Here is a 20779-nt window from a genome sequence, read left to right as displayed (position 1 = left end):
ATAGTTTAAACCGGCGGAAAAATATAAAATATATCAGGCAGCTTTATTTCTTTTGAGTCAACGATGATAATCTGTCGGACATCTCTATACCTGATGTCCGCATCGCAGCAGCCTGCTGCTTGAATTCCTGCATTACTTCTTTCAAACCATCAATCATAAGGGACATTGCCGTAATTCCGTCAAACACGCGGCTTGTAATCATATCCAGCTCACTCATGGATTTTGCAATTGTTTCGGCGCTGACAGCCATATTGCCCGAATCGTTTGCTACGGACGCCGAAGTTTCCTGGAGTGTATTCATTGTTTCATATACCTGTTTCCCGTCTTCATTTGAAGCAACAAGACCGGTAACAAAGTCGGAAATAATCCGGTGGACATTCTCGGTTTCGCCTGATATTTTTTCAAATGCGCCATCCAGCTCGCTGCCGAAGCTCGCCATTGACTCGATATTATCAACTATTTCTTCTATCGCCAGCGTAATTTCACGGGAACTCTCCGAGCTGGCGTCCGCGAGTTTTGCGATCTCTTCCGCGACCACGGCAAAGCCCTTCCCCGCATCGCCCGCATGGGCAGCTTCAATAGCGGCATTAAGCGCCAGCATATTTGTCTGCTCGGCAATTCCCTCAATAATGCCTGTTACCCCGTTGATATGTGAAATGTGATTACTTATTTTGGTTATTCTTTCATAGGTGGAGGTAAAAACACTCCGTCCGGTTTCCGATGACTTTATCAGTTCTTCAATACTTTTCTGGTTCCGGACCGCTGACTCCGTCATATCATTTACGGAACTGATTATGCCGTTAACCGAAGACATGGAACCTTCGACAACGCTTTTCTGACGGACAATTTCAGTATCAAGAAAGCCGAGGCCGCCGGTAATACGCTCCAGTTCCGTCTTGACAATATTTACCTGATTTTCGAGCGTAACAACCTCATTGCGGATATTGTCAAGAAATCCGTCAACCACTTCAAAGGTCGAGGATGTGTTCTCAAGCGAAACAGCCAGAACGGAACTTGAATCAACCGTTTTCGCAACCTCGTCATGCACAGTATCAATGACGTCCCTTATTTTTGCCGTCAGGGACGCGGCGCCCGCAATAACACTTTCTTTTCCCGGCTCCGGTATGGTTTCAGGAGGCTTTTCCGTATCTTCTCCGGGCTCGAAATTTTCCTGCGACAGGGACTCAAAAAGCGCGGTTAACTGTATGGATTTCTGTACATAGGGCCGGAAAAAACGGCAGCACAGGTGGACGGTAAAAAACCAGGCGGAAAGTACAACCAGGACCGAAACAATAAAGGCTGGGTGGTTCTGTTCAAGAAATACGGGATAAATAATAAACCGGAAAAATACCGCTAATCCGGAAAAAATTACCAGCAAAAATGAGGCAAACAGTACTACTTTCCAACGCTTCATTTAAAAAACCCTTTACAGAAAATCTAATACTCCATACAGTATATACTATGAAGCTGATTCATACCAGTGATTTGCATCTGGGCAAGACTATTTATGAAACTTCCCTTCTTGCAGACCAGCAGGCCATGCTGAACCAGCTGTGCGCTGAACTCGAAAAGGATGATTACGCGGCCCTGATTATTTCAGGCGATATATATGACAGAACCATTCCTCCGGCTGAAGCCGTTGAGTTATTCAGCGGATTTCTCGGAACAATCCGGCGAAAACTCCCTGAACTGGCAATCTGTATTATTCCGGGCAATCACGATTCCGCACAGCGCCTGTCTTTTGCAGATGAAATTCTCGGAGAACAGCACATACATATTGTAAGCAAACCGGAAAATTCATTTACACCTATTATTATAACAAAAAAAACGGAGAGTGCGGCACTTTTTCTTCTGCCATTTTTATCGGCAGGTTCACTGAAACCCCGCGAAAAGGAAACGGACGAAAATAACAAGGTACCTGATTTATTTACGGATTCAGCGGAAACGCTTTTTACCCAGACCGAGCTGGCTGCGGAGGCGTCCCGGCGGTTTTCGGAAATTCTGGTACAGCCCGAATTATCAGGAATTCCGACTGTACTTGCGGCCCATCTGTTTACTTCAGGCGGACAGGAATCGGATTCTGAACGGGTATTTGTCGGAGCGGCCGAACGGGTGAACCCCGCCCTTTTTTCACAGTTCAGCTACGTTGCGCTGGGACATCTTCACCGCTTCCAGAAAATAACGGACGCCATGTATTACGCGGGGTCGCCTCTGGCCTATTCCTTCGGTGAAGCAGGAGGCGAAAAATATTTCCTCAGGGTGGAAATTGATACAGGGCAGCAGAATTTTCCCGTACAGATTACACCGATTCCTGTGCAGCCGCTCAGGACAATGACAAAACTTGAAGGTACATTTGAAGAATTTTACAGCGGAAAAGACTATGACCGCTTCGCAGGCGATTATCTTGAAATAACCCTGACCGATCCCGTCCTGATTGCCAATCCCGTCAACCTGCTTCGCCCGAAATTTCCGTATCTGCTGAGTCTCAAACAGGGGGCTGAGGCCGCCGCTGAACAGAAAATTCCCGGCGAAAAAAATACCGGCACGGAAAAAAAACGGGATCCGGCTGCCGATTTTACTGACTTCGAGGAAATGCTCTACGGCGCCGCGGATTCTGCAAAGACCGAACTGTTCTCTTCCCTGCTGGAGGAATGTACCGATGCGTCCTGAAAAACTGACAATCAAAAACATAGGTCCATTCAGGGGAACACATACTGTTCAGTTCAGTGAACTTGGGGATTTTTTTCTGATATACGGAAAAACCGGAGCGGGAAAAACAACACTCTTTGATTCCATCATGTATGCCTTGTACGGCAATGTACCCGGCAGCCGCAAGGATATGGTCCGGCAAATGAGAAGCCAGTTCGCATCCGACAGCGAAGAAAGCTCCGTCGATCTTGAGTTTTCCCTGGGAGGAACACACTACCGGATCAAAAGAACCCTGCCCGGCGAAAGAGTCAGCACCCGGACGCAAAGATCCACAAAGGTCGCCGAAGAAGTATTGTTTGAAGAACGCGTGGACAGCGCATGGGAAAACAGAACATCAACAAACAAAAGCGAAACTGACCGGTCAATACTCAGTCTTATAAAACTTTCCGCCGAGGAATTTTCACGCATTGTACTTTTACCCCAGGGCGAGTTTGCGCAGTTTCTCAAACAGAATTCCACCGAGCGGAAGGCGGTTCTTGCCAAACTCTTTCCGCTTGAAACATACAGCCGGATTATTGAACTGTCAAGAAACCGGGCGAGAGAAGCAAAAACACTTATGGATAATGCCATCGCATCAGTGGAACATCTCAAAACGCAATTTAACTGTCTTTCATATGAAGCTGACCGCCTTTCGTTTGAAAAAGAAATAGAATCATTGCGCGCCAGGCAAAGCGCACTGCGGCAGCGGCTGACGGAACAGTCCGCCCTGCTTGAACAGGCAAGGAACGCCGCGGAAAAAATAAAAGAAAAACAGGCCCTGATTTCATTAACGGAACTTCAGGAAACACAGCTCACCGGAATAAAAGAAAAACAAAGACTCCTTGATCTCGCCCGCAAAGCGGAACCGCTGCTTGTGCATTATAAACAGCTCGCGGACTTAAAGCAGCAGATCAGGGACAATGAAAAAGAACTTGCGGATATTCAAAAGGAAACGGAATCAGCAAGCAGAGAGCTGGATATGCTTGAATTAAAAAAAACAGCAATCGATGCAATTACCGATAAAAAAAACAGCCTCATGATAAGGAAGGAGCAGCTCAGAATAGCCGTCGATATTGCAAAAGGCATTGAAACCGATATGGCAAATTATGACTCAACTGAAAAACACAGGTCAGCATTAAAAAAGCAGATCGCAGTATTTAACAGCGAAATACAGGAAACATCAAAACAGCTTGAAACCCTGGAACCGGAAATCGCAGAGCTTGACGCCAGGGAAGAAGAATCAAAACGTGTTCATGCTGAACTGGAACAGGCGAAACTGCTTAAAACCCTGGCGGAGGAAACAGGCAGGGAGAAATATGCCGCGGCCGCCCACCGGGGAGCAATTGATAATATAAAAAAAATGGTAGAAGAAAATTCAGCGGATAAAGAAATCACAAAGAGCAGACTTACAGAACTGGAAAAGGAAGCCGCTGAAATACATAATTCCGAAACTGCCGCTGTTCTGGCAGCACGGCTTGAAGACGGCGTCCCCTGCCCTGTTTGCGGCGCCCTGGATCACCCGGAGCCGGCAAAATACAGCACAAAACATAATTACAGCGTGGAAGAAAAAATAGGGACGGAAAAGAGGCACCTTGAGCTTCTTGAAAAAAAAGAACAGGACCTCGAAAAAGAACTTGCGTCCCGCAGGGCCGATCTGCGAAATGCCGAAGAAAGGCTGAAGCTTTCCTTTGAAAAAACAGCAGGCATGCCGACGGTCCGGGATGAAATACCCGATCCCCAGCAGGCGGCGGAGCTTGTCGGACGTCTTTCAGCCGAAATGCAGAAAGCTTCCGATTTATATAATGCATCAAAACGCGCATTCCGCAGCGCCGAAGAAATCCGCAGAAAAAAAGCGCGGCAGAAAAAGAAGCCGGCGGCCTGGCGGAAGAACTGAATAAAACCGAGCAGGTTCTGGCGGAAGAGAGGGCGGTAATAAACCAGAAAAAGGCCCGTTACCGGGAAGCCTTTCCCCAGAGTGATGATGAAAAAACGGTTCCGGATCCAGGGGACGCGGCAGACGCGCTTGAAGAATGTAACGCCCGGATACTCACGCTTGACGGTGAACTTGGACATTATGAAACTTCGCTCAGGGAAACCCGCACAGCGCTCGCATCCCTGAACGGAAAAAAAACGGAGATTCTCCGCTCCCTTGAAAAACAAAGAATACAAACAGCCGGCAATGAAAATGAATTTTCAGAAGCATACCTCGCTGCGGGTTTCTCAAATGAAGAAATGCTTTTACAGTCCGTACTTGAAAAAACAGACCGCATGCGGCTGGAAAATGAAATTGATGAATTCACGGAAACAAAAACAAAAACGCGAAGCAGGCTCGCGCTTCTCGAAAAAGAACTTTCCGAATGGAAGGGACCTGATCCTGAAAACGCTGAACGGGAAATGACTGAAATAGACGGGGCCCTTTCAGAAAACAGCCGCCTTCTTGAAGAACATAACGCTTCCCTCGCCTCTCTTGACTCGCTGAAAACCCAGTGGGACAAACTCGAAGAGGAACGCGTACGTTACAGCCAGGAGGCGGGCCGTCTTGCTTCACTTGCGAATGATTTAACGGGGCAGAACCCTTTGAAAATAAGTTTTGACGCGTGGATACTTGGCATGTATCTGGAAGAAATCACCGCGTACGCCAATACCAGGCTCGAACGCATGAGCGAGGGCCGTTACCGGATACAGGTCAATGATACATACCGGAAAGGAAACAGCCTGTCCGGTCTTGAACTTGAAATACTTGACGCCTATACCGGAAAAACAAGACCATCAGGAACGCTTTCCGGGGGAGAAACATTTATGGCCTCGATAAGTCTTGCCCTCGGCCTTGCCGACTCAATCCAGTCCCGGTCAGGCGGAATCCAGCTTGACGCTGTTTTTATAGATGAAGGATTCGGATCACTCGACGAGGCGAGTCTTGAACGGGCGATCACCATCCTTGATGAAATCCGGGGACACCGAATGGTTGGTATTATTTCCCATGTGGCTGAACTGCGTTCCCGCATTCCCTGCCGTATCGAAATAAAAAAGACTGCGGCAGGATCTGCAATCCAGGAAAGCCTTTAAAACTATTTTCAGATAAAAAATCAGAAAATAGAAAACAGGCGGAGAGGTTGCGCTTTTCTCAAAACTCGGTTAGTTTTGAGAAAGAATTTATTAGAGTCCGGGAGGTTATCCGAGATAATGGACAGTGCACTGTTTAGCGACTTTTACGAACTGACTATGGCCCAGGGTTTCTGGAAACAACAGAAAAATTCTCCTTCGGTTTTCGACATGTTCTTCCGCCGACAGCCTTTTAACGGGGGCTTTTCCGTTTTCGCCGGACTGGAACCATTGATAGATATAATAGAACAGTTCAGTTTTTCAGAGGATGATCTTGCATATCTTGATTCAACAGGCATGTTTGAAAAAGGTTTTCTGGACTACCTGAAAAACTTCCGTTTTTCAGGCGAACTGTATGCAATGAATGAGGGGACCGTCATTTTTCCGAACGAACCGCTCATTCGCGTTCATGCACCGGTTATCGAATGCGCGATAATTGAGGGCCTTGTACTGAACACGGTTAACTTCCAGAGTCTGATAGCTACAAAAACAGCTCGTATATGGCTGGCTTCAAATAAGGGATCAATCATGGAATTCGGCCTGCGCCGCGCGCAGGGCTATAACGGAGCCATGAGTGCAAGCAGGGCGGCCTTTATCGGGGGAGTTGCGGGGACCAGTAATACACTGGCCGGAAAAAAATATAACATTCCTGTCATGGGGACAATGGCCCATTCCTGGGTAATGTCCTTTCCGACCGAGGAAGAAGCCTTTGACGCCTATGCTTCCATGTATCCCGGAAAATCCGTCTTTCTTATAGATACATATAATACCCTTGAATCCGGAATCCATGCCGCGATTGCCTCCGGCCGCAAGCTTGCCGAAAAGGGATATAACTTCGGCATCCGGCTGGACTCGGGTGATATCCAGTATCTGAGTACAAAGGTAAGGGAAAAGCTCGACAAGGCTGGGCTTCCTGACGCAGCCATTACGGTCTCGAATGAGCTCACGGAAGAGATTATCCAGTCGCTGATTTTCAATAAGGCTCCCATAGATTCCTGGGGCGTCGGAACACACCTAGTCACCGGAGGCAGTGAATCATCCTTCACCGGAGTGTATAAACTGTCGGCCCACACCGGAACTGACGGGAAGCTTGCGCCCGCGATGAAACTTTCAGACAATCCTGAAAAAACAACAAACCCCGGCGTTAAACAGGTATGGAGGCTCTTCAACGATGACGGCACGATAAAGGCGGATGTTCTTGCGCTTGATGAAGAAACAATTACCGCAGGAGAAACAAACCGTTATTATCATCCGTCAAATGATTATCAGACCTTCTCTTTTTCAGCGGCAAAAGCGGAACCGCTTTTGTCAAAAAAAATGTCCGGAGGCAAACGTTTTGCCAGGGAACAGAGTCTCGACGAAATCCGCACTGCCCTGCGCAGCGGACTTGACCAGCTGGACTATTCCTACAAGAGGTTTCTGAACCCGCACCTTTATAAGGTATCTCTTACAGCCAGGCTTCGGGACATGAAATTCGGGTTCCTCAAGCAGTACGGACAGTAAGGGCGTCCGGGTTCTGTCAGTTACGGCAGATACCCGGGCTTGATATTTTTCAGGGATTCAAAAAGTTTCCGTTTCATATCATAACACCCGCCGGTAAGCGCTTCGAGCCGCGATCTGGCGTCCTTCCGCCCTGAATTATCCTGATATGTGCAGGTGCAGGTTGAGGTAATATATCCCCGGGCTTCAGCATGTCTGACAATCATGGGAATGTCCGCATAACACAGCGGGCGGATTATGGTAACCGGATATTTTTCATAACTCAGACGCGGAGGCATGGTTGAAAGCTCACCCTTAAAAAGAGCGTTCATCAAAAGTGTTTCGAGAATGTCATCCATGTGATGACCAAGAGCTATTTTATTGAACCCCTCACGCATGGCAAACTCATTCAGTTCCGTACGCCGCTGGGTCGAACACCACCAGCAGTTCATGGATTTACCGGCCTTGAGTCTGCCGGTAACAGAAATGGAAACCGTGTGAAGGGGTATATTCCAGCGTCTGAAATATCCCGCAATTTCAGGGTTAAGCGGAGAACCTATTCCGCTCTCCACGTGAAGGGCCTCAATCCTGACCGCGCTTTTCTCCCTGCGGCCGAGCCTGTATGAGAAGTATTCGGCGAGCGCGGTGGAATCCTTCCCGCCGGAGGCCCCGATCAGAATTGAATCATTTTCCTCAATAAGATTATATTCGCGGACTGCGTAATCAATCACGCGGAACAGCTTCGGGTTTGACATACCGGCATTCTATCAAAAACAGAAGATCGCGTATATTTACCGGAAGCTAGTTTCCGAGAAAAACATCGGCGCAGCCGTTATATTCCAGATTAAAATCAAACCAGGTGAGGTTTTCCTGGCTTGAGGGAAATCCGGGGACAGCAACAAAATCCGGTTCCCACCAGAAAATTCCGGCCCCGTGTTTGCCCGGCAATGAATCCATAATTTCCATGAGGGCGGCAAGATACTTTTTCTGCCCTTCAGGAGTTGCCGGATATCCTGAAACAAGCTGAGCTGGAGAACCGACTGTGTTCCTCTCATTGTCGTTCCAGTCCAGGGTCCAGGGGTAGGAGGTCTCGACTATGCAGATATCCTTATTGTATCTGACCGCAAGATCAGTGAGATTCGCTTCCAGCACAGCAAGGTCCCTGCCATGCCAGAACGGATAATAGGACAGACCTATCGTATCAAAATACAAGTCATAGGAAACAGCGGCGTCAAACCAGGACCGGCTTACCGCATTATTTCCGCCGGAATCAAGATGGAGCATAATCAAAATACCGGGAACAGTTTCACGGGCGGCCTGAATTCCCGAACTCACAAGGGGCATGAGTTTTTCAAAGGGATTCGGACCGGCATAATCTACGGCACCGTCCGGCCAGAGCATGCCGTTGGTAATCTCATTCCCTATCTGGACCATATCAGGAACGCAGCCGGCGTCAACAAAGGCGCGGAGAACATCTGAGGTATAATCATACACAGCCAGGATAAGTTCTTCATAAGACAGATCTATCCAGTCAGCCGGTTTTGTCTGGTGTCCGGGATCAGCCCACCAGTCGGAATAATGAATATCCAGTAAAAAATAAAAGCCGGCTTCTTTGACCCGGCGGGCCATCTCCAGCGTTCTTTCAAGACTGCACCAGCTGTCATGGCCGGAAGGATCCTTCCAGAGCCTGAGTCGGATCCAGTTTACATTTCTGTCCCACAAGATATCAAGAAGATCCCGCTCAGTACCGTTATCAAGAAAAACAGTACCCATCGACTCAAGCTGGTCATAAAATGAAATGTCGGCTCCCCGCATCTCAGGAAGAGGTATACCTGTTTCTGAACGCGGAGAAGTTGTACAGGATACGACGGGAATAATGAATACAGCAAGAAAAAGCCAATGTCGGTTCATCAGATCAATCCTTACAATTTTACTTTATACCGGTTAACGGCCGTTAATATAAAAATGAACAGTTGTTAACCAGTATATGAACAAGTGTTAACCTGCATGTTAACACCTGTTCATGTAAACCTGATAGAGAAATTTATTCAAGGCGAGGGTTTAGTACCCCAGACCGAAGGTCTGCAGCTCTTCGAGCTGACTGCTCTGCGGCGGGGTATTTTATTTTGCCTTGCCCTGGTCTGCGACGGCGTTCATCTTCGCGTCGATTGCCGACTGGTCTCCGAGGTAATGTTTGTCAAGGACCTTTAAATCGGCGTCGAGTTCATATATAAGGGGGACGCCGGTCGGTATATTGACTTTCATGATTTCATCGGGCGTAAGGTGGTCAAGATACATAACCAGGGCACGGAGGGAATTTCCATGGGCGGCAATAACAACCCTTTTTTCAGCCTTCAGGTCCCTGTATATAGTGTCCTTAAAATAGGGAATAACCCGGTCAACAGTAGTTTTGAGACTTTCCGTGAGCGGGAGTTCTTTTTTGCCGACATTCCGGAACATGGCTTCTTTAGCCGGGTTCCGCGGGTCGCTCTCCTCAAGCGCGGGGGGAAGAATATCATAGGAACGCCGCCAGACCAGAACCTGTTCTTCTCCGTATTTTTCAGCGGTTTCACTTTTGTTTAACCCCTGCAGGGCGCCGTAATGACGTTCGTTCAGCCGCCAGTCTTTTACTACAGGCAGCCATTCCCTGTCCATTTTGTCGAGTACAATATTCAGGGTATGAATGGCCCTTTTCAGATAGGATGTATAGCACATATCAAAATCAAAACCTTCCGCCTTGAGCAAATCGCCCGCGTCAGCCGCTTCTTTTCTGCCCTTTTCCGAAAGGTCAACATCCGTCCACCCGGTGAACAGATTGAGTTTATTCCATTCGCTTTCGCCGTGCCTGATTAATACCAGTTTCATTTTTTCCTCCTTAAAATATAATGCATCCTTAATAAAGGATATGTGTAAACGGAACAGCCGGACAGTCTGCCCCGAAAATGTTCAGAATGATTTTTATAAACTGCTTCAGCATATACAACATGATCGCTGTTGTACAGCCATTTGTAAAAAAAACGGACCCGTGACACCTGCGTACAGGCCTGCCCGCAGGCATCCGCTTCAGTACAGGGTAATGAAAACGGAAGCACGGACAGGAGGCAGCTTTTTCAGCGGCGGAGCGGTCAGCCTGTAAAGGCGTAAACAATCGCCTCGATACCTGTTGCAAGAAAATAAAATCCTGCCAGGAACGCAATAGTCAGAGCGGAGGAAATGGGATTAAAGAGCAGCATGATTCCCACTATAATACACAGGATATTTATAATAAGACTCAACCAGAAATAACCCTTTCCCATCATTCTGACATACTTCAGATTAAACAGGTTCGCTATCGCGTAGGCAATGAACCAGACGGCAAACACATAGGGCAGAACCGAAGCCGTTAGCCCGAGATTAAAAAGAAAGATAATACCGAAAATTATATTAATGACGCCGAGGACAATCCGGTATATGGTACCGTTCCTGTTGATTATCAATACAATTCCGCTCACAATAGCCATAATTCCGAAAATCATTGTTATTGCCAGCATATCGGCAAGCGGATTCCGGAAAGCTATGAGAGCAACAATAATGTAGAGGATTCCTACAATGAAACTCCCCCAGCCGAATTTCCGTTTAGATTCTGAATCACCCATAAAGCAGCTCCTTTTGACATAATATTTTTAATATCAATTACAGATATTAATTACAGCAGTTCGTACACTTTTTTCATTGCGGTAAAGCCGCCTGCAATAATAAGTACATCCTATTCCATGAATAAATATACTGAAATACGACGGAAAAACAAAATCTTCCATATATTTTTTTCGGGAAATTCGCGGATAAATCAGGAACCGGGAATCATACGGATTTCCATACCGTTTATTAAAAACAGTCTTTGTGCTATAGTTCAGGTATGGATATAGAAATGCTTCACTTCCGCGCCGGCGTTACGGAGGCGGTCAGGTCTTTTTTCAGGAAAAAAAACTATCTCGAAGTTGACACACCTGCCCTGAGTCCGGTCCTTATCCCGGAAGCCTGCCTGGAGGTTTTTGAGACTGACTATATCCGGCCTTCTCTGAAAACAGAGCAGGACACGGTTCCGCTGTTTCTTGTCCCCTCGCCTGAAATATATATCAAACAGCTGGTTGCCGATCATAAAACCTCAATGTTTCAGATTTCAAAGTGCTACCGGAATGTTGAATCAGCGGGACGCATTCACAGTCCCGAGTTTACCATGCTTGAATACTACACAATGGATGCGGACTACCTTGATTCCATCCGCATAACCGAAGACCTTATTTCCCATATTCTTGAACGGGTATTTTCCCCGGATACGGTTCCCGGACATCTTAAACCGCCCTATGAAAGCCTGAGTGTAAATGAAGCCTTTGAAAAATATGCGGGCTTTTCACTCGCGGAATGTGCGGAGTACCCGGAAGATGAAGCCGGGAGAAAACTGGCTGCCCACGCGGAACGGCTCGGCTGCGGGGACAGGGAAAAATTCGCTGCGTACGGAGTTGACGATCTGTATGAAGTCATCCTGGTACAGACAGTTGAACCGGGGCTTTCCGCCGGACCGCCTGTTTTCCTCACTGATTATCCTGTTTTTGTACCCTGTCTCGCGCAGGAAAGGGAAACGGCCTTTTCCCGGACTGCTCCGGCGGAAAAAAAATGGCGGACAAAGGAACGGTGGGAGCTGTATATAAGAGGAGTTGAAATCGCAAACTGCTATTCAGAAGAACGGAACGAAGCCCGGATTGAGGCTTTCTTTTCGGAAGAAAACAGGGAAAAGCTGAAAACCGCGAAGGTCCCGCACCCGGTCCCCGGAAATTTCGGTGAAATCTGCGCCCGCATGCCGCCCTGTTCAGGCGTAGCCGCCGGTCTTGACCGGCTCATTATGGTTATGGCGGAACGTTCGTCAATAGACAGCGTTCTGCCCTTTCCCCTGACCGGAAATCTGTAAAATCGACCGGTATGAGCCGGTTTCTCCCCTGATACAGGATGCTGTATCTTGGCAAAACGCCTGAAAACAGGTATACTCATAAAAATTTTTGAGTATACATTATTCATGCAATATTTCGGGAGAAAAAGATGATCAGAGGCGGAGATATAAGTAAGGGAACTGTGTTATTGAATAAGGGGACACCCTATCTAGTCGTTGAGCGGGAATTTCATAATCCGGGAAAGGGCGCGGCGCTCGCCAGGGTTAAAATGAAAAATCTCCGGGACGGTTCCGTGCTGACCCAGACAATAAAAACATCCGATACGGTTGAAGACGCCACAGTCAGCGAGCATAAGGGACAGTATCAGTATGATGACGGCGAAAATTTTGTTTTTATGGACGCCGAAACTTTCGAGCAGATCATGGTCCCCTCCGAAACCGTCGGCGACAAAAAAACTATCTCCGCGAGGGCGATGAATACGCAATAATCATATGGGAAGGCGACCCCATCGACGTCAAGATCCCCACGAAGATGATCTTTACTGTCGCGGAAAGCGAAAACTATGTGAGGGGCGACACCGTTTCAGGAGCGACCAAACCCATAGTGACCGACACCGGTCTAGTAGTGCGCGTACCCCTGTTTATCAAACAGGATGAAAGAATTCTCGTTAACACCGAAACAAACGAATATCAGGAACGCGTTAACAGCTGAGGATTTCCGAGGTATGTACAAATGGTATGACCAGGCATTGATCAGTCTTTTTTTCTGTATTTAAAACACTGTCTCCGGTTATCCCCAAAAACGGCACCTTATCCTGTCCTGCCGATAAACATATCAAATTATCTGACTGAAAAATCAATACTATAATAATATACTATGTTATTACAGTATCAATACCGGTTACAGTCATTATTCTCTGATTCTATAGTCCAAGTGATCGGCAGATATGAAATCCTGTACATATCATTCTAGGTGATCGGACCGGTCCAGTATCCGGAAGAATAAAGGTAGGTTCCTGCGCGCTGTGCCTCGGAAGTGTAATAAGCGGCAAACCAATCGCCATAATCACCCAGACTCTCGGCATAAGTCTTGCCGGACCCGATAGTTATTTCAGCAAGGGGACCTGGTAAAAGGCACGGGTCCCGATGCCGGTGACCCCGTCGGGAATTGCTATGGCCTTAAGCTGGGTGCAGCCCGAAAAAGAGTTACTGCCTATAGTTTTGAGCGAGACCGGCAGGGTTATTGCATTCAGGTTTATGCAGCCGGAAAAGGCGCTCTGACCGATGGTCTGTATATCAGGAAGGCTGACTGACGTCAGACTGGAGCAGTCGCTGAAAAACCCGTCTTCAAGCGCGGTCAGACCGGAAGGAAGAGACACATCTCCGAGACTGGTGCAGCCGGAAAAAACACTTCCAGCGAGCAGAGTAACGCTGTCCGGTATATGAATTTCGTCAAGCGCTGTACAGCCGGAAAAGGCGCTCCCGCCGATTTCGGTTAAGCCTGAAGGAATATCTATCCTGTCCAGACTGGTGCAGCCGGAAAAGGCGCTCTGTTTTATCTTATCGAGAGATGAAGGGAGCGTTACACCGGAAAGGCTGGTACAGCCGGAAAAAGCCTCTTCGGGAATAATACTTATATCGACCGGGAGGGTTATTTCTCCGAGAGCTGTGCAACCGGAAAAGATTCCTGTACCGATAGTTTTTGTTGTCGCCGGCAGAGACACCGCGCTGAGGCTGGTACAGCCGGAAAAGCTGTAACTCCCTATTGTCTGGAGCGCCGTTGAAAAGGATACCGAATACAGACTGGTACAGCCGTAAAACGCGCTGTTCCCGATCGCGGTTATTTTATTGGGGAGACTGACGGTCCGCAGTCCGGTACAGCCGTAAAAAGTACTGATTCCTATTTTTACAATATCGGGCGGAAGTTCCAGGCGTGAAAGGCTGGTGCATCCTGAAAAGGCGTAATCCCCTATCGAAGTAACTGCCGAGGATATCACTGCCTCCGTAAGACCGGTACAGCCTTCAAAGGCACCGTCGCCGATCTTTGTAATGCCGGAGGGAAAATTTATTGTTCTGATACTGGTACACTGGTAAAATACCTCATCGCCGATAAAGTCAAGCCCGGAAGGAAGCGTTATGTTCCTGAGGCTCGTACACTGGTAAAACGCACTGCTTCCGATTGCCGTCAGTCCGTCAGGAATGACAACATCACGGAGACTGATACAGCCGGAAAAAGCGGAATTCCCGATAGATATTACACCATCGGGGATTTCAACGCTGCGGATACCGGTGAGTCCTGCAAAGGCATTATTGCCGATACCTGACACGGTAATGTCGGCAAAAACACTTGGTATGATTACGGTGGTGCTGCCGCCGGTATATCCCAGTATGGTTCCTGTCTCCGTATTGAAAATAAAATCGGCGGTCCGGTTCATAACACGCACATTGCACTGCGCATTCTTTTTTCCGTTTTTTGAAGAAACGGTAATTACTGTATTACCGGGAGCGACAGCTGTCACGGTACCGTTTTCAACCCTGACTACCGATTGATCCGAGGATTGCCATACAAGACTTTTTTCGGTTGCGTAATAGGGCTTGATTTCCGCCGTAAGTGTATAGGATGATTCTTCCGGCAGGGTCAGCCCGGTAACATCAAGTATTATTTCTTCCACCGGAACGGGGGACAGTATGGGGCTTGTCCCCATGGAACAACCTGCATACAAAACAACAGGCAGCGCGAGCAGCAGCTTCAGTTTTTTAATGGACATATTACTTTATTCCTTTCAGATATATACTACATAAAAACCGGAGGCTTACATATTTTTTCAGAAAGCACAACCTGTATTCCGGCAGCAGGTCTTCCGGAATACAAGAACCGTCATGGTCCGGTTTCTGTTTCTTGCATTGTACTGCATTTCTCCGATTTAGCAAGTTTTTTTTGCGGTAAGCGCATACGGATATTTCATCCTGCTATATTTTCCTACTCGGCTTGCGTTGAGTCAGGAAGTTCAAATTGTATTTCCACATATCTCATTCTGCGATGCGATAGGGTACCTCCGCTGTCTGCCGTGGCGGTTCCGGCGAGGACTGTCAGACGCTCAGTATCAATCTTACAATCCTGCACCAGAAATTTTCTGCAGGTTTCGGCCCGCCACCAGGCCATCTTCTGCCGGTCTTCTGCAGTATCAAAAGGCGCCGAATAGCCTGTCAGAGTGAGACGCACCCCGGGATGTTCCGCAAGGATTTCCGCTATTTCCTCAAGGGTAGCTTTCCCTGTCTCTGTCAGTTCATCACTGCGGGCCTCAAAATATATTCTGTACCGGAGAGGCTGAAAACTGAGCCCCGTGTTTATGGAACCTTCAGTATGCTGGACAATTTCCGTATCATGTATGATATCACCGGTTTCATCGCTGGAAATTTCACCGGATTCATTAAACGGATGTTGCGGCGGGATTATCTTTTCATGGGATCGTAACGGAAAACTGTATGCTATAAGAGGAGAAATACTCAGCATCCGTCCCGTATGTACGATATTTGTGTTGTACTGATAAGTGTATTCCAAAAGACTAATAGTAAAACGAACTCCGCCGGTCAGCATTCCCGGGCCCAGACGGAGCCCGTATCCGGCCTCCGCAATTATACCGATATTTATTGCCGGTTTTAAAAATCTGGAGGTATCCGTGAGTATATCATCCCTGAAAACCTGGTTTACCGGAAAAAGGGAAAAATCAAAGCCGGCGCCCGCGGAGAGGATTCCCGGGCCCAGAGGATAACGGAATTTTGCGGTCACGGGAATCCGCAGCTGTAAAAAGGTTATTGAGACGGGACCGCTTGAATACAAACCACTGTCGGTTGTTTCAAATCCGATTGAAGCGTATGAAGCTGCAAGTCCGGCCTGAAGGGCGAAAAGTTTTGTAAAACCGATGGTCCCGGATATTCCAGTGCCGAAGCCGAAAGTCGTATCATGGGAAGCTATTTCTTTCCCTCCGAGAGCCGACAGTATATCAAATGAAATTCCGACACCAAGAGATTCAAATTCAAGCGGGAAAAAAATTGTATACATAAAAAAAACAGCGATCCGGCAGCAGCCGATTTTTTCATTATGTCTGTCCCGCCCTTTTATATAATATGAACAGTTATTGTAAATACCGCGGCCTTCCCACCAACAGTTACCGTCACATTTTTTACTCCGGCGGCGGCGCTGTCAAATCCGCTTATATTTGATTCCGTTATTGTTTCGGTTTTTGTTATATTAACAGCCCCGTTCTGATAAAATCCCTGCACCTGCAGTCCGGAAAGATCCAGTATCTCTCCTACATAATAATCGGTCTTGTCCGGCACTGCGGTTATCGTGATGGATTGCAAGGCACAAACAGTTACCACAAAGGAAGCTTCCTTGCCTCCGTATCCTACTCTGACCGTTTTTGTTCCCGGCAGTGTACTGGAGTATCCGCTTACTGAATAGCCGGTTATACTACCGGTTGTAGTATCCGTGTATACTCCGGTAACAAGCATTCCGCTCAAATCAAGATTCTCGTTGACCGCATATACTGTCTTCAGCGGCCATGTTGTTAATTCTATACGCACCAGCGCTTTTCCGCTGACGGTTACTGAAAACTGCGCGGTCTTTCCGTTTACACCTATTGTTATTGTCTGGGTTCCCATTGAAAGACGATCATATCCGCTAACTGTATACAAAGTTTCGGTTACTATACTTTCGTCAGAATACCGTCCTTTTATAATCATACCTGTCAGATCCAGACCCTGACCCAGGGCGTAATTTAATATAAAAGGAAGTTCTTCAATCTCTATTGATAAAAGGATTTTTTCCGTAATCCATACGGTAAGCTGCGTTGCCTTTTCCTCGTACACAATATCAACTGTTTTACTGCCGACCGAATCACTGCTGAAGCCGCTTATGTTTGCCTCGGTTATGGTAACAGGGACTGAAGTCCCGTCAGTATAAGTAGCTGTAATTTCAAGTCCTGTCAGATCAAAAGTCTCGCCCATTCCATATACTATTTTTCCGGGAGGACTTGTTATCTCTATTCTCATCAGGGCCGCAGCCCCCACCCTTATCTGGTAACCGCCGCTCTTCCCGTTCACCGTCACCGTCAGCTGTCTCGTCCCCTCCACACTACTGTCAAAGTTCCCTATATGCGTACTGTCCACCGTCAGCGGCCCGCTCGTCCCGTCAGTATACCAGCCCGTTACTGCCAGCCCACCCAGATCAAGCGCTTCCCCCTTCGCATATTCTGTCTTCGCTCCGGATGCGTTCACCGCTATACTCACAAGCGCCTTCTCCACTACCTGTATCCCGTAATAGGTTTCCTTCCCTCCGTACTTCACGCTCAGAATCCGGTCCCCTGTTTCACTGCTGCTGAAGCCCTCTATACTGTATCCGCTTTCCGCTTTCTCAGTCCCGTCACTATATATTCCGCGTATCTCCAGTCCATCAAGATTCAGCTGTTCTCCCTTCGCGTATACCGTCTTCACCGCCGGACTTGTTATCTCTATTCTCATCAGGGCCGCAGCCCCCACCCTTATCTGGTAACCGCCGCTCTTCCCGTTCACCGTCACCGTCAGCTGTCTCGTCCCCTCCACACTACTGTCAAAGTTCCCTATATGCGTACTGTCCACCGTCAGCGGCCCGCTCGTCCCGTCAGTATACCAGCCCGTTACTGCCAGCCCACCCAGATCAAGCGCTTCCCCCTTCGCATATTCTGTCTTCGCTCCGGATGCGTTCACCGCTATACTCACAAGCGCCTTCTCCACTACCTGTATCCCGTAATAGGTTTCCTTCCCTCCGTACTTCACGCTCAGAATCCGGTCCCCTGTTTCACTGCTGCTGAAGCCCTCTATACTGTATCCGCTTTCCGCTTTCTCAGTCCCGTCACTATATATTCCGCGTATCTCCAGTCCATCAAGATTCAGCTGTTCTCCCTTCGCGTATACCGTCTTCACCGCCGGACTCGCTATCTCTATTCTCATCAGGGCCGCAGCCCCCACCCTTATCTGGTAACCGCCGCTCTTCCCGTTCACCGTCACCGTCAGCTGTCTCGTCCCCTCCACACTACTGTCAAAGTTCCCTATATGCGTACTGTCCACCGTCAGCGGCCCGCTCGTCCCGTCAGTATACCAGCCCGTTACTGCCAGCCCACCCAGATCAAGCGCTTCCCCCTTCGCATATTCTGTCTTCGCTCCGGATGCGTTCACCGCTATACTCACAAGCGCCTTCTCCACTACCTGTATCCCGAAACCGGTGGTTTCGCCGCTGTAAATAATAGTCAGGTTATAAAGTCCAATTGCCGCATTGTCAAAACCCCTGATATGGGATTCTGTTATAGGTTCGGTCTGTGTCAGCCCGTTTGTATACCGGCCGGTCACAACAAGTCCGGTAATATCGAAAGTTTCACCTAGGGCATAAACAGTTTTCGAAGGAGGAGCCGTAACCTCGAGTTTAATCAGAAGGGATTTTATAACATTTATTTCAAAAAAAGCTGTTTTGCCGTTAAAGGTAACAGTCAGAGTCTGAGCGCCAAGGAGCGTATTGTTATAGCCGCTTACCGCGCTGGAGCCAAGGATTTCCTTTTTTGTTGTACCATTCGAATAGGTCCCGCGAACCTCAAGTCCTGTCAGATCAAGGCTCTCACCAATACAGTATTCCATTTTCGCGGGATTTTTAATTATTGATATTGAAACCAAAACAGGGGGTGTCTCAAGAACGCTGGTATTAAAAAAATCACAGCCGGTTATCAGGAGTATTATAAATACAAAAAAACAGAAACTATAATTTTTTCTTCTTTTACACATTATTACGTTCCCGGCGTTTTTTACGGAACCATAGGATGGTTCCGGCTTTAGTTATCCGTTCCGGGGTTTTCTTCCGGAAGCGTTTTCTGATCTGAGTGAGTACCTGAAAAAGAATCATTTTTCTCCGCGCGTGAAAACGGAAGGGAGATTGAATATCCTATAAGAGGAGAAAAAGTAAGTGTTCGCCCGATATGTACATCATAGTTATTAAACCGGTAGTTCCGTTCAAACAGATTAAGGGAAAACCTCAGGCCCGCAATCAGCTTTCCTATTCCCAGAGGATAGGTATAGTCGGCGCCAAGTATGATTTCACAATTAAAAAAGGGGTCCAGAAATCTGGAAGAATAACGTTCAAGTGATTCATCGGTATATATCTGCTTTGAAGGAAGCATGGAGAGTGCCAGACCGCCGGAGACTGAAATAACGCCAGGGCCGGCGGGGAAACGTATCCGCGCAAGAACAGGTATGCGAAGCGCGAAAAATGATACGGTGACCTTGCCATCGGAATACTGTCGTCCGGCAGTTGCAAATCTGAGTGAATGGAACGACGCGGCAAACTCCGCCTCGAGGGCAAAAAAATCCGTTATACCGATTATGGCAAAAAAACTGAAACTTCCGCCCAAACCGGCTTTGTGGGATTCAATTTCAGCTCCTCCCAAGCCTGCCGACAGATCAAAGGCCGCGCGGAGACCATAATCCTCCGGTTTCAGCGCGGAAGCAGTGCCTGCAAAAAAAACCAGGACAGAAAAAAACAGCCATTTTTTCATATAAGAACCTCTTAACTTTATTTCAGATGCGGCAAATTATTATTTATACGGTTCACGCAAACAGTTCGTCTGCATATTTTTGATACTTCTTTACAGATTAAGAATTCAGGAGAAGCTGCTTTTCAGAAAATTCTGTCACAAAAAACGGGAATTCCTCCCGCTTAAATTTTGCCTTCTTTTTTCAGCTTTAAAAGGTAGTCGGCATACTTTTTATCCGATACCGCAATATGAGTCAATACCCATTCCCGTAAAAACCGCACAAAGTTATTGGGAACAAATTTTTTCCCTTCTTGGAAATTCTTGACTTGCTGCAGAACTTCCAGAATAAAATCCTCATGCTCCTTTTTATGGATCGAATATTCCGGATAATTGACCGTCTTTAGTATCTTTTCTTCGGTGGCAAAATGTTTTTGCACATACTGTACAGCTTCGTGTATAGCCTTTTGAAAATAGGCGTGCGCGGCCTCCCCGCCCAGAAGACAGCCCTCATAGAGTTCATTTGTCATACTTACCAGATGTTTATGCTGATCATCCACCATTGGGATATATACCGTATAGCGGTCTTCCCACTCTATAATAGTTTTTTCTTCCATAAAGAATTACCCATCCTTGTAACTTTCAAATCACATATTCTGCGGTTTAACCGCACTTTTTATTGTCCCCGTAACTGTGTATTTTATTTTAATACGGAAGCCGCTTTAAATCCAGCATTTTCTTTCCGAAACGGAAAGCAAAAAGGAAGCTGAAAAAAATAGTCCTGAAAACCGCAGACGGTGTTTTCATTCCGGAAATATATACGGCAGACCCAGACGGCTGTTTTTTCTTTAATATTATTAAAATTCTGATACGATACTGAATCATATCTTATATCGTATCAAAAAAAAGGGAAAGGTTGATCCGTTTCGGCTGGTGAACGGATACACATAAAAACCGGTATTTATGCACCCTCATGTCTCCGCTTTTGTTGACTTCTGCAATTTTGCATACCTATATTTAAGATATACGC

The 20779-nt window shown here is 47.3% G+C and carries 14 protein-coding genes and 2 pseudogenes; 6 read left to right on the top strand and 10 right to left on the bottom strand.

What is annotated here, in order from left to right:
* Positions 1-43 precede the first annotated feature (43 nt).
* Positions 44-1414 carry a methyl-accepting chemotaxis protein gene (locus K7I13_RS14615; protein WP_255946826.1) on the bottom strand — a complete coding sequence of 457 codons (1371 nt, stop codon included), beginning with the start codon at positions 1412-1414 and terminating at the stop codon, positions 44-46.
* A gap of 47 nt (positions 1415-1461) precedes the next feature.
* On the opposite strand from K7I13_RS14615, the gene K7I13_RS14610 reads away from it, so the two are divergent.
* The 4 genes and pseudogenes from K7I13_RS14610 (at position 1462) to K7I13_RS14595 (ending at position 7293) form a co-directional block, all read left to right on the top strand.
* A complete protein-coding gene (locus K7I13_RS14610; RefSeq protein ID WP_255946825.1) occupies positions 1462-2670 on the top strand; it encodes an exonuclease SbcCD subunit D in 1209 nt (402 codons plus the stop codon).
* Entirely contained in the window at positions 2660-4582 is a 1923-nt protein-coding gene (locus K7I13_RS14605; RefSeq protein ID WP_255946824.1) for an AAA family ATPase, read from the top strand. Before K7I13_RS14610 ends, K7I13_RS14605 begins: the two co-directional genes overlap by 11 nt.
* A 566-nt stretch (positions 4583-5148) precedes the next feature.
* Positions 5149-5754, top strand: a pseudogene (locus K7I13_RS14600) (SbcC/MukB-like Walker B domain-containing protein); the annotation flags it as partial.
* A gap of 114 nt (positions 5755-5868) precedes the next feature.
* Positions 5869-7293, top strand: a complete 1425-nt coding sequence (locus tag K7I13_RS14595; protein ID WP_255949361.1) for a nicotinate phosphoribosyltransferase — start codon at positions 5869-5871, stop codon at positions 7291-7293.
* A 20-nt stretch (positions 7294-7313) separates the two neighbouring features.
* On the opposite strand, the gene K7I13_RS14590 is transcribed toward K7I13_RS14595, so the two are convergent.
* The 4 genes from K7I13_RS14590 to K7I13_RS14575 form a co-directional block, all read right to left on the bottom strand.
* On the bottom strand, positions 7314-8024 hold the full coding sequence (locus tag K7I13_RS14590; RefSeq protein ID WP_255946823.1) for a tRNA 2-thiocytidine biosynthesis TtcA family protein: 711 nt from the start codon (positions 8022-8024) through the stop codon (positions 7314-7316).
* A gap of 46 nt (positions 8025-8070) precedes the next feature.
* Positions 8071-9180: a glycoside hydrolase family 53 protein gene (locus K7I13_RS14585; RefSeq protein WP_255946822.1), complete on the bottom strand. Its 1110-nt coding sequence runs from the start codon at positions 9178-9180 to the stop codon at positions 8071-8073.
* A 210-nt stretch (positions 9181-9390) separates the two neighbouring features.
* Positions 9391-10134 (bottom strand): 2,3-diphosphoglycerate-dependent phosphoglycerate mutase, encoded by a 744-nt coding sequence (gpmA, locus tag K7I13_RS14580; protein WP_255946821.1) that lies wholly within the window; start codon positions 10132-10134, stop codon positions 9391-9393.
* A gap of 260 nt (positions 10135-10394) precedes the next feature.
* Positions 10395-10904, bottom strand: coding sequence for an HdeD family acid-resistance protein (locus K7I13_RS14575; protein ID WP_255946819.1), 510 nt, complete (start codon positions 10902-10904; stop codon positions 10395-10397).
* A gap of 260 nt (positions 10905-11164) precedes the next feature.
* Here K7I13_RS14575 and K7I13_RS14570 point away from each other — a divergent pair, with 260 nt between their 5' ends.
* Together K7I13_RS14570 and efp are read left to right on the top strand one after the other, a co-directional pair.
* A complete protein-coding gene (locus K7I13_RS14570) occupies positions 11165-12214 on the top strand; it encodes an amino acid--tRNA ligase-related protein (protein WP_255946817.1) in 1050 nt (349 codons plus the stop codon).
* A 128-nt stretch (positions 12215-12342) separates the two neighbouring features.
* Positions 12343-12905, top strand: a pseudogene (efp, locus tag K7I13_RS14565) (elongation factor P).
* A 394-nt stretch (positions 12906-13299) separates the two neighbouring features.
* On the opposite strand, the gene K7I13_RS14560 reads toward efp, so the two are convergent.
* The 5 genes from K7I13_RS14560 to K7I13_RS14540 form a co-directional block, all read right to left on the bottom strand.
* Entirely contained in the window at positions 13300-14961 is a 1662-nt protein-coding gene (locus K7I13_RS14560; RefSeq protein ID WP_255946815.1) for a leucine-rich repeat protein, read from the bottom strand.
* A gap of 212 nt (positions 14962-15173) precedes the next feature.
* The gene (locus K7I13_RS14555; protein ID WP_255946813.1) at positions 15174-16256 is read right to left on the bottom strand and encodes an OmpA family protein; all 1083 of its coding nucleotides are present in this window, start codon (positions 16254-16256) and stop codon (positions 15174-15176) included.
* A gap of 56 nt (positions 16257-16312) precedes the next feature.
* The gene (locus tag K7I13_RS14550; RefSeq protein WP_255946811.1) at positions 16313-19006 is read right to left on the bottom strand and encodes a bacterial Ig-like domain-containing protein; all 2694 of its coding nucleotides are present in this window, start codon (positions 19004-19006) and stop codon (positions 16313-16315) included.
* A 47-nt stretch (positions 19007-19053) separates the two neighbouring features.
* A complete protein-coding gene (locus tag K7I13_RS14545; protein ID WP_255946809.1) occupies positions 19054-19773 on the bottom strand; it encodes a hypothetical protein in 720 nt (239 codons plus the stop codon).
* 161 nt (positions 19774-19934) lie between these two features.
* Positions 19935-20366: a bacteriohemerythrin gene (locus tag K7I13_RS14540; protein ID WP_255946807.1), complete on the bottom strand. Its 432-nt coding sequence runs from the start codon at positions 20364-20366 to the stop codon at positions 19935-19937.
* Positions 20367-20779: the final 413 nt, after the last annotated feature.

Source organism: Brucepastera parasyntrophica (assembly GCF_022376835.1).
Lineage (GTDB): Bacteria > Spirochaetota > Spirochaetia > Treponematales > Treponemataceae > Brucepastera > Brucepastera parasyntrophica.
The sequence above is the reverse complement of the archived record's forward strand: the minus strand, read 5'-3'. Positions and strand labels throughout refer to the sequence as shown.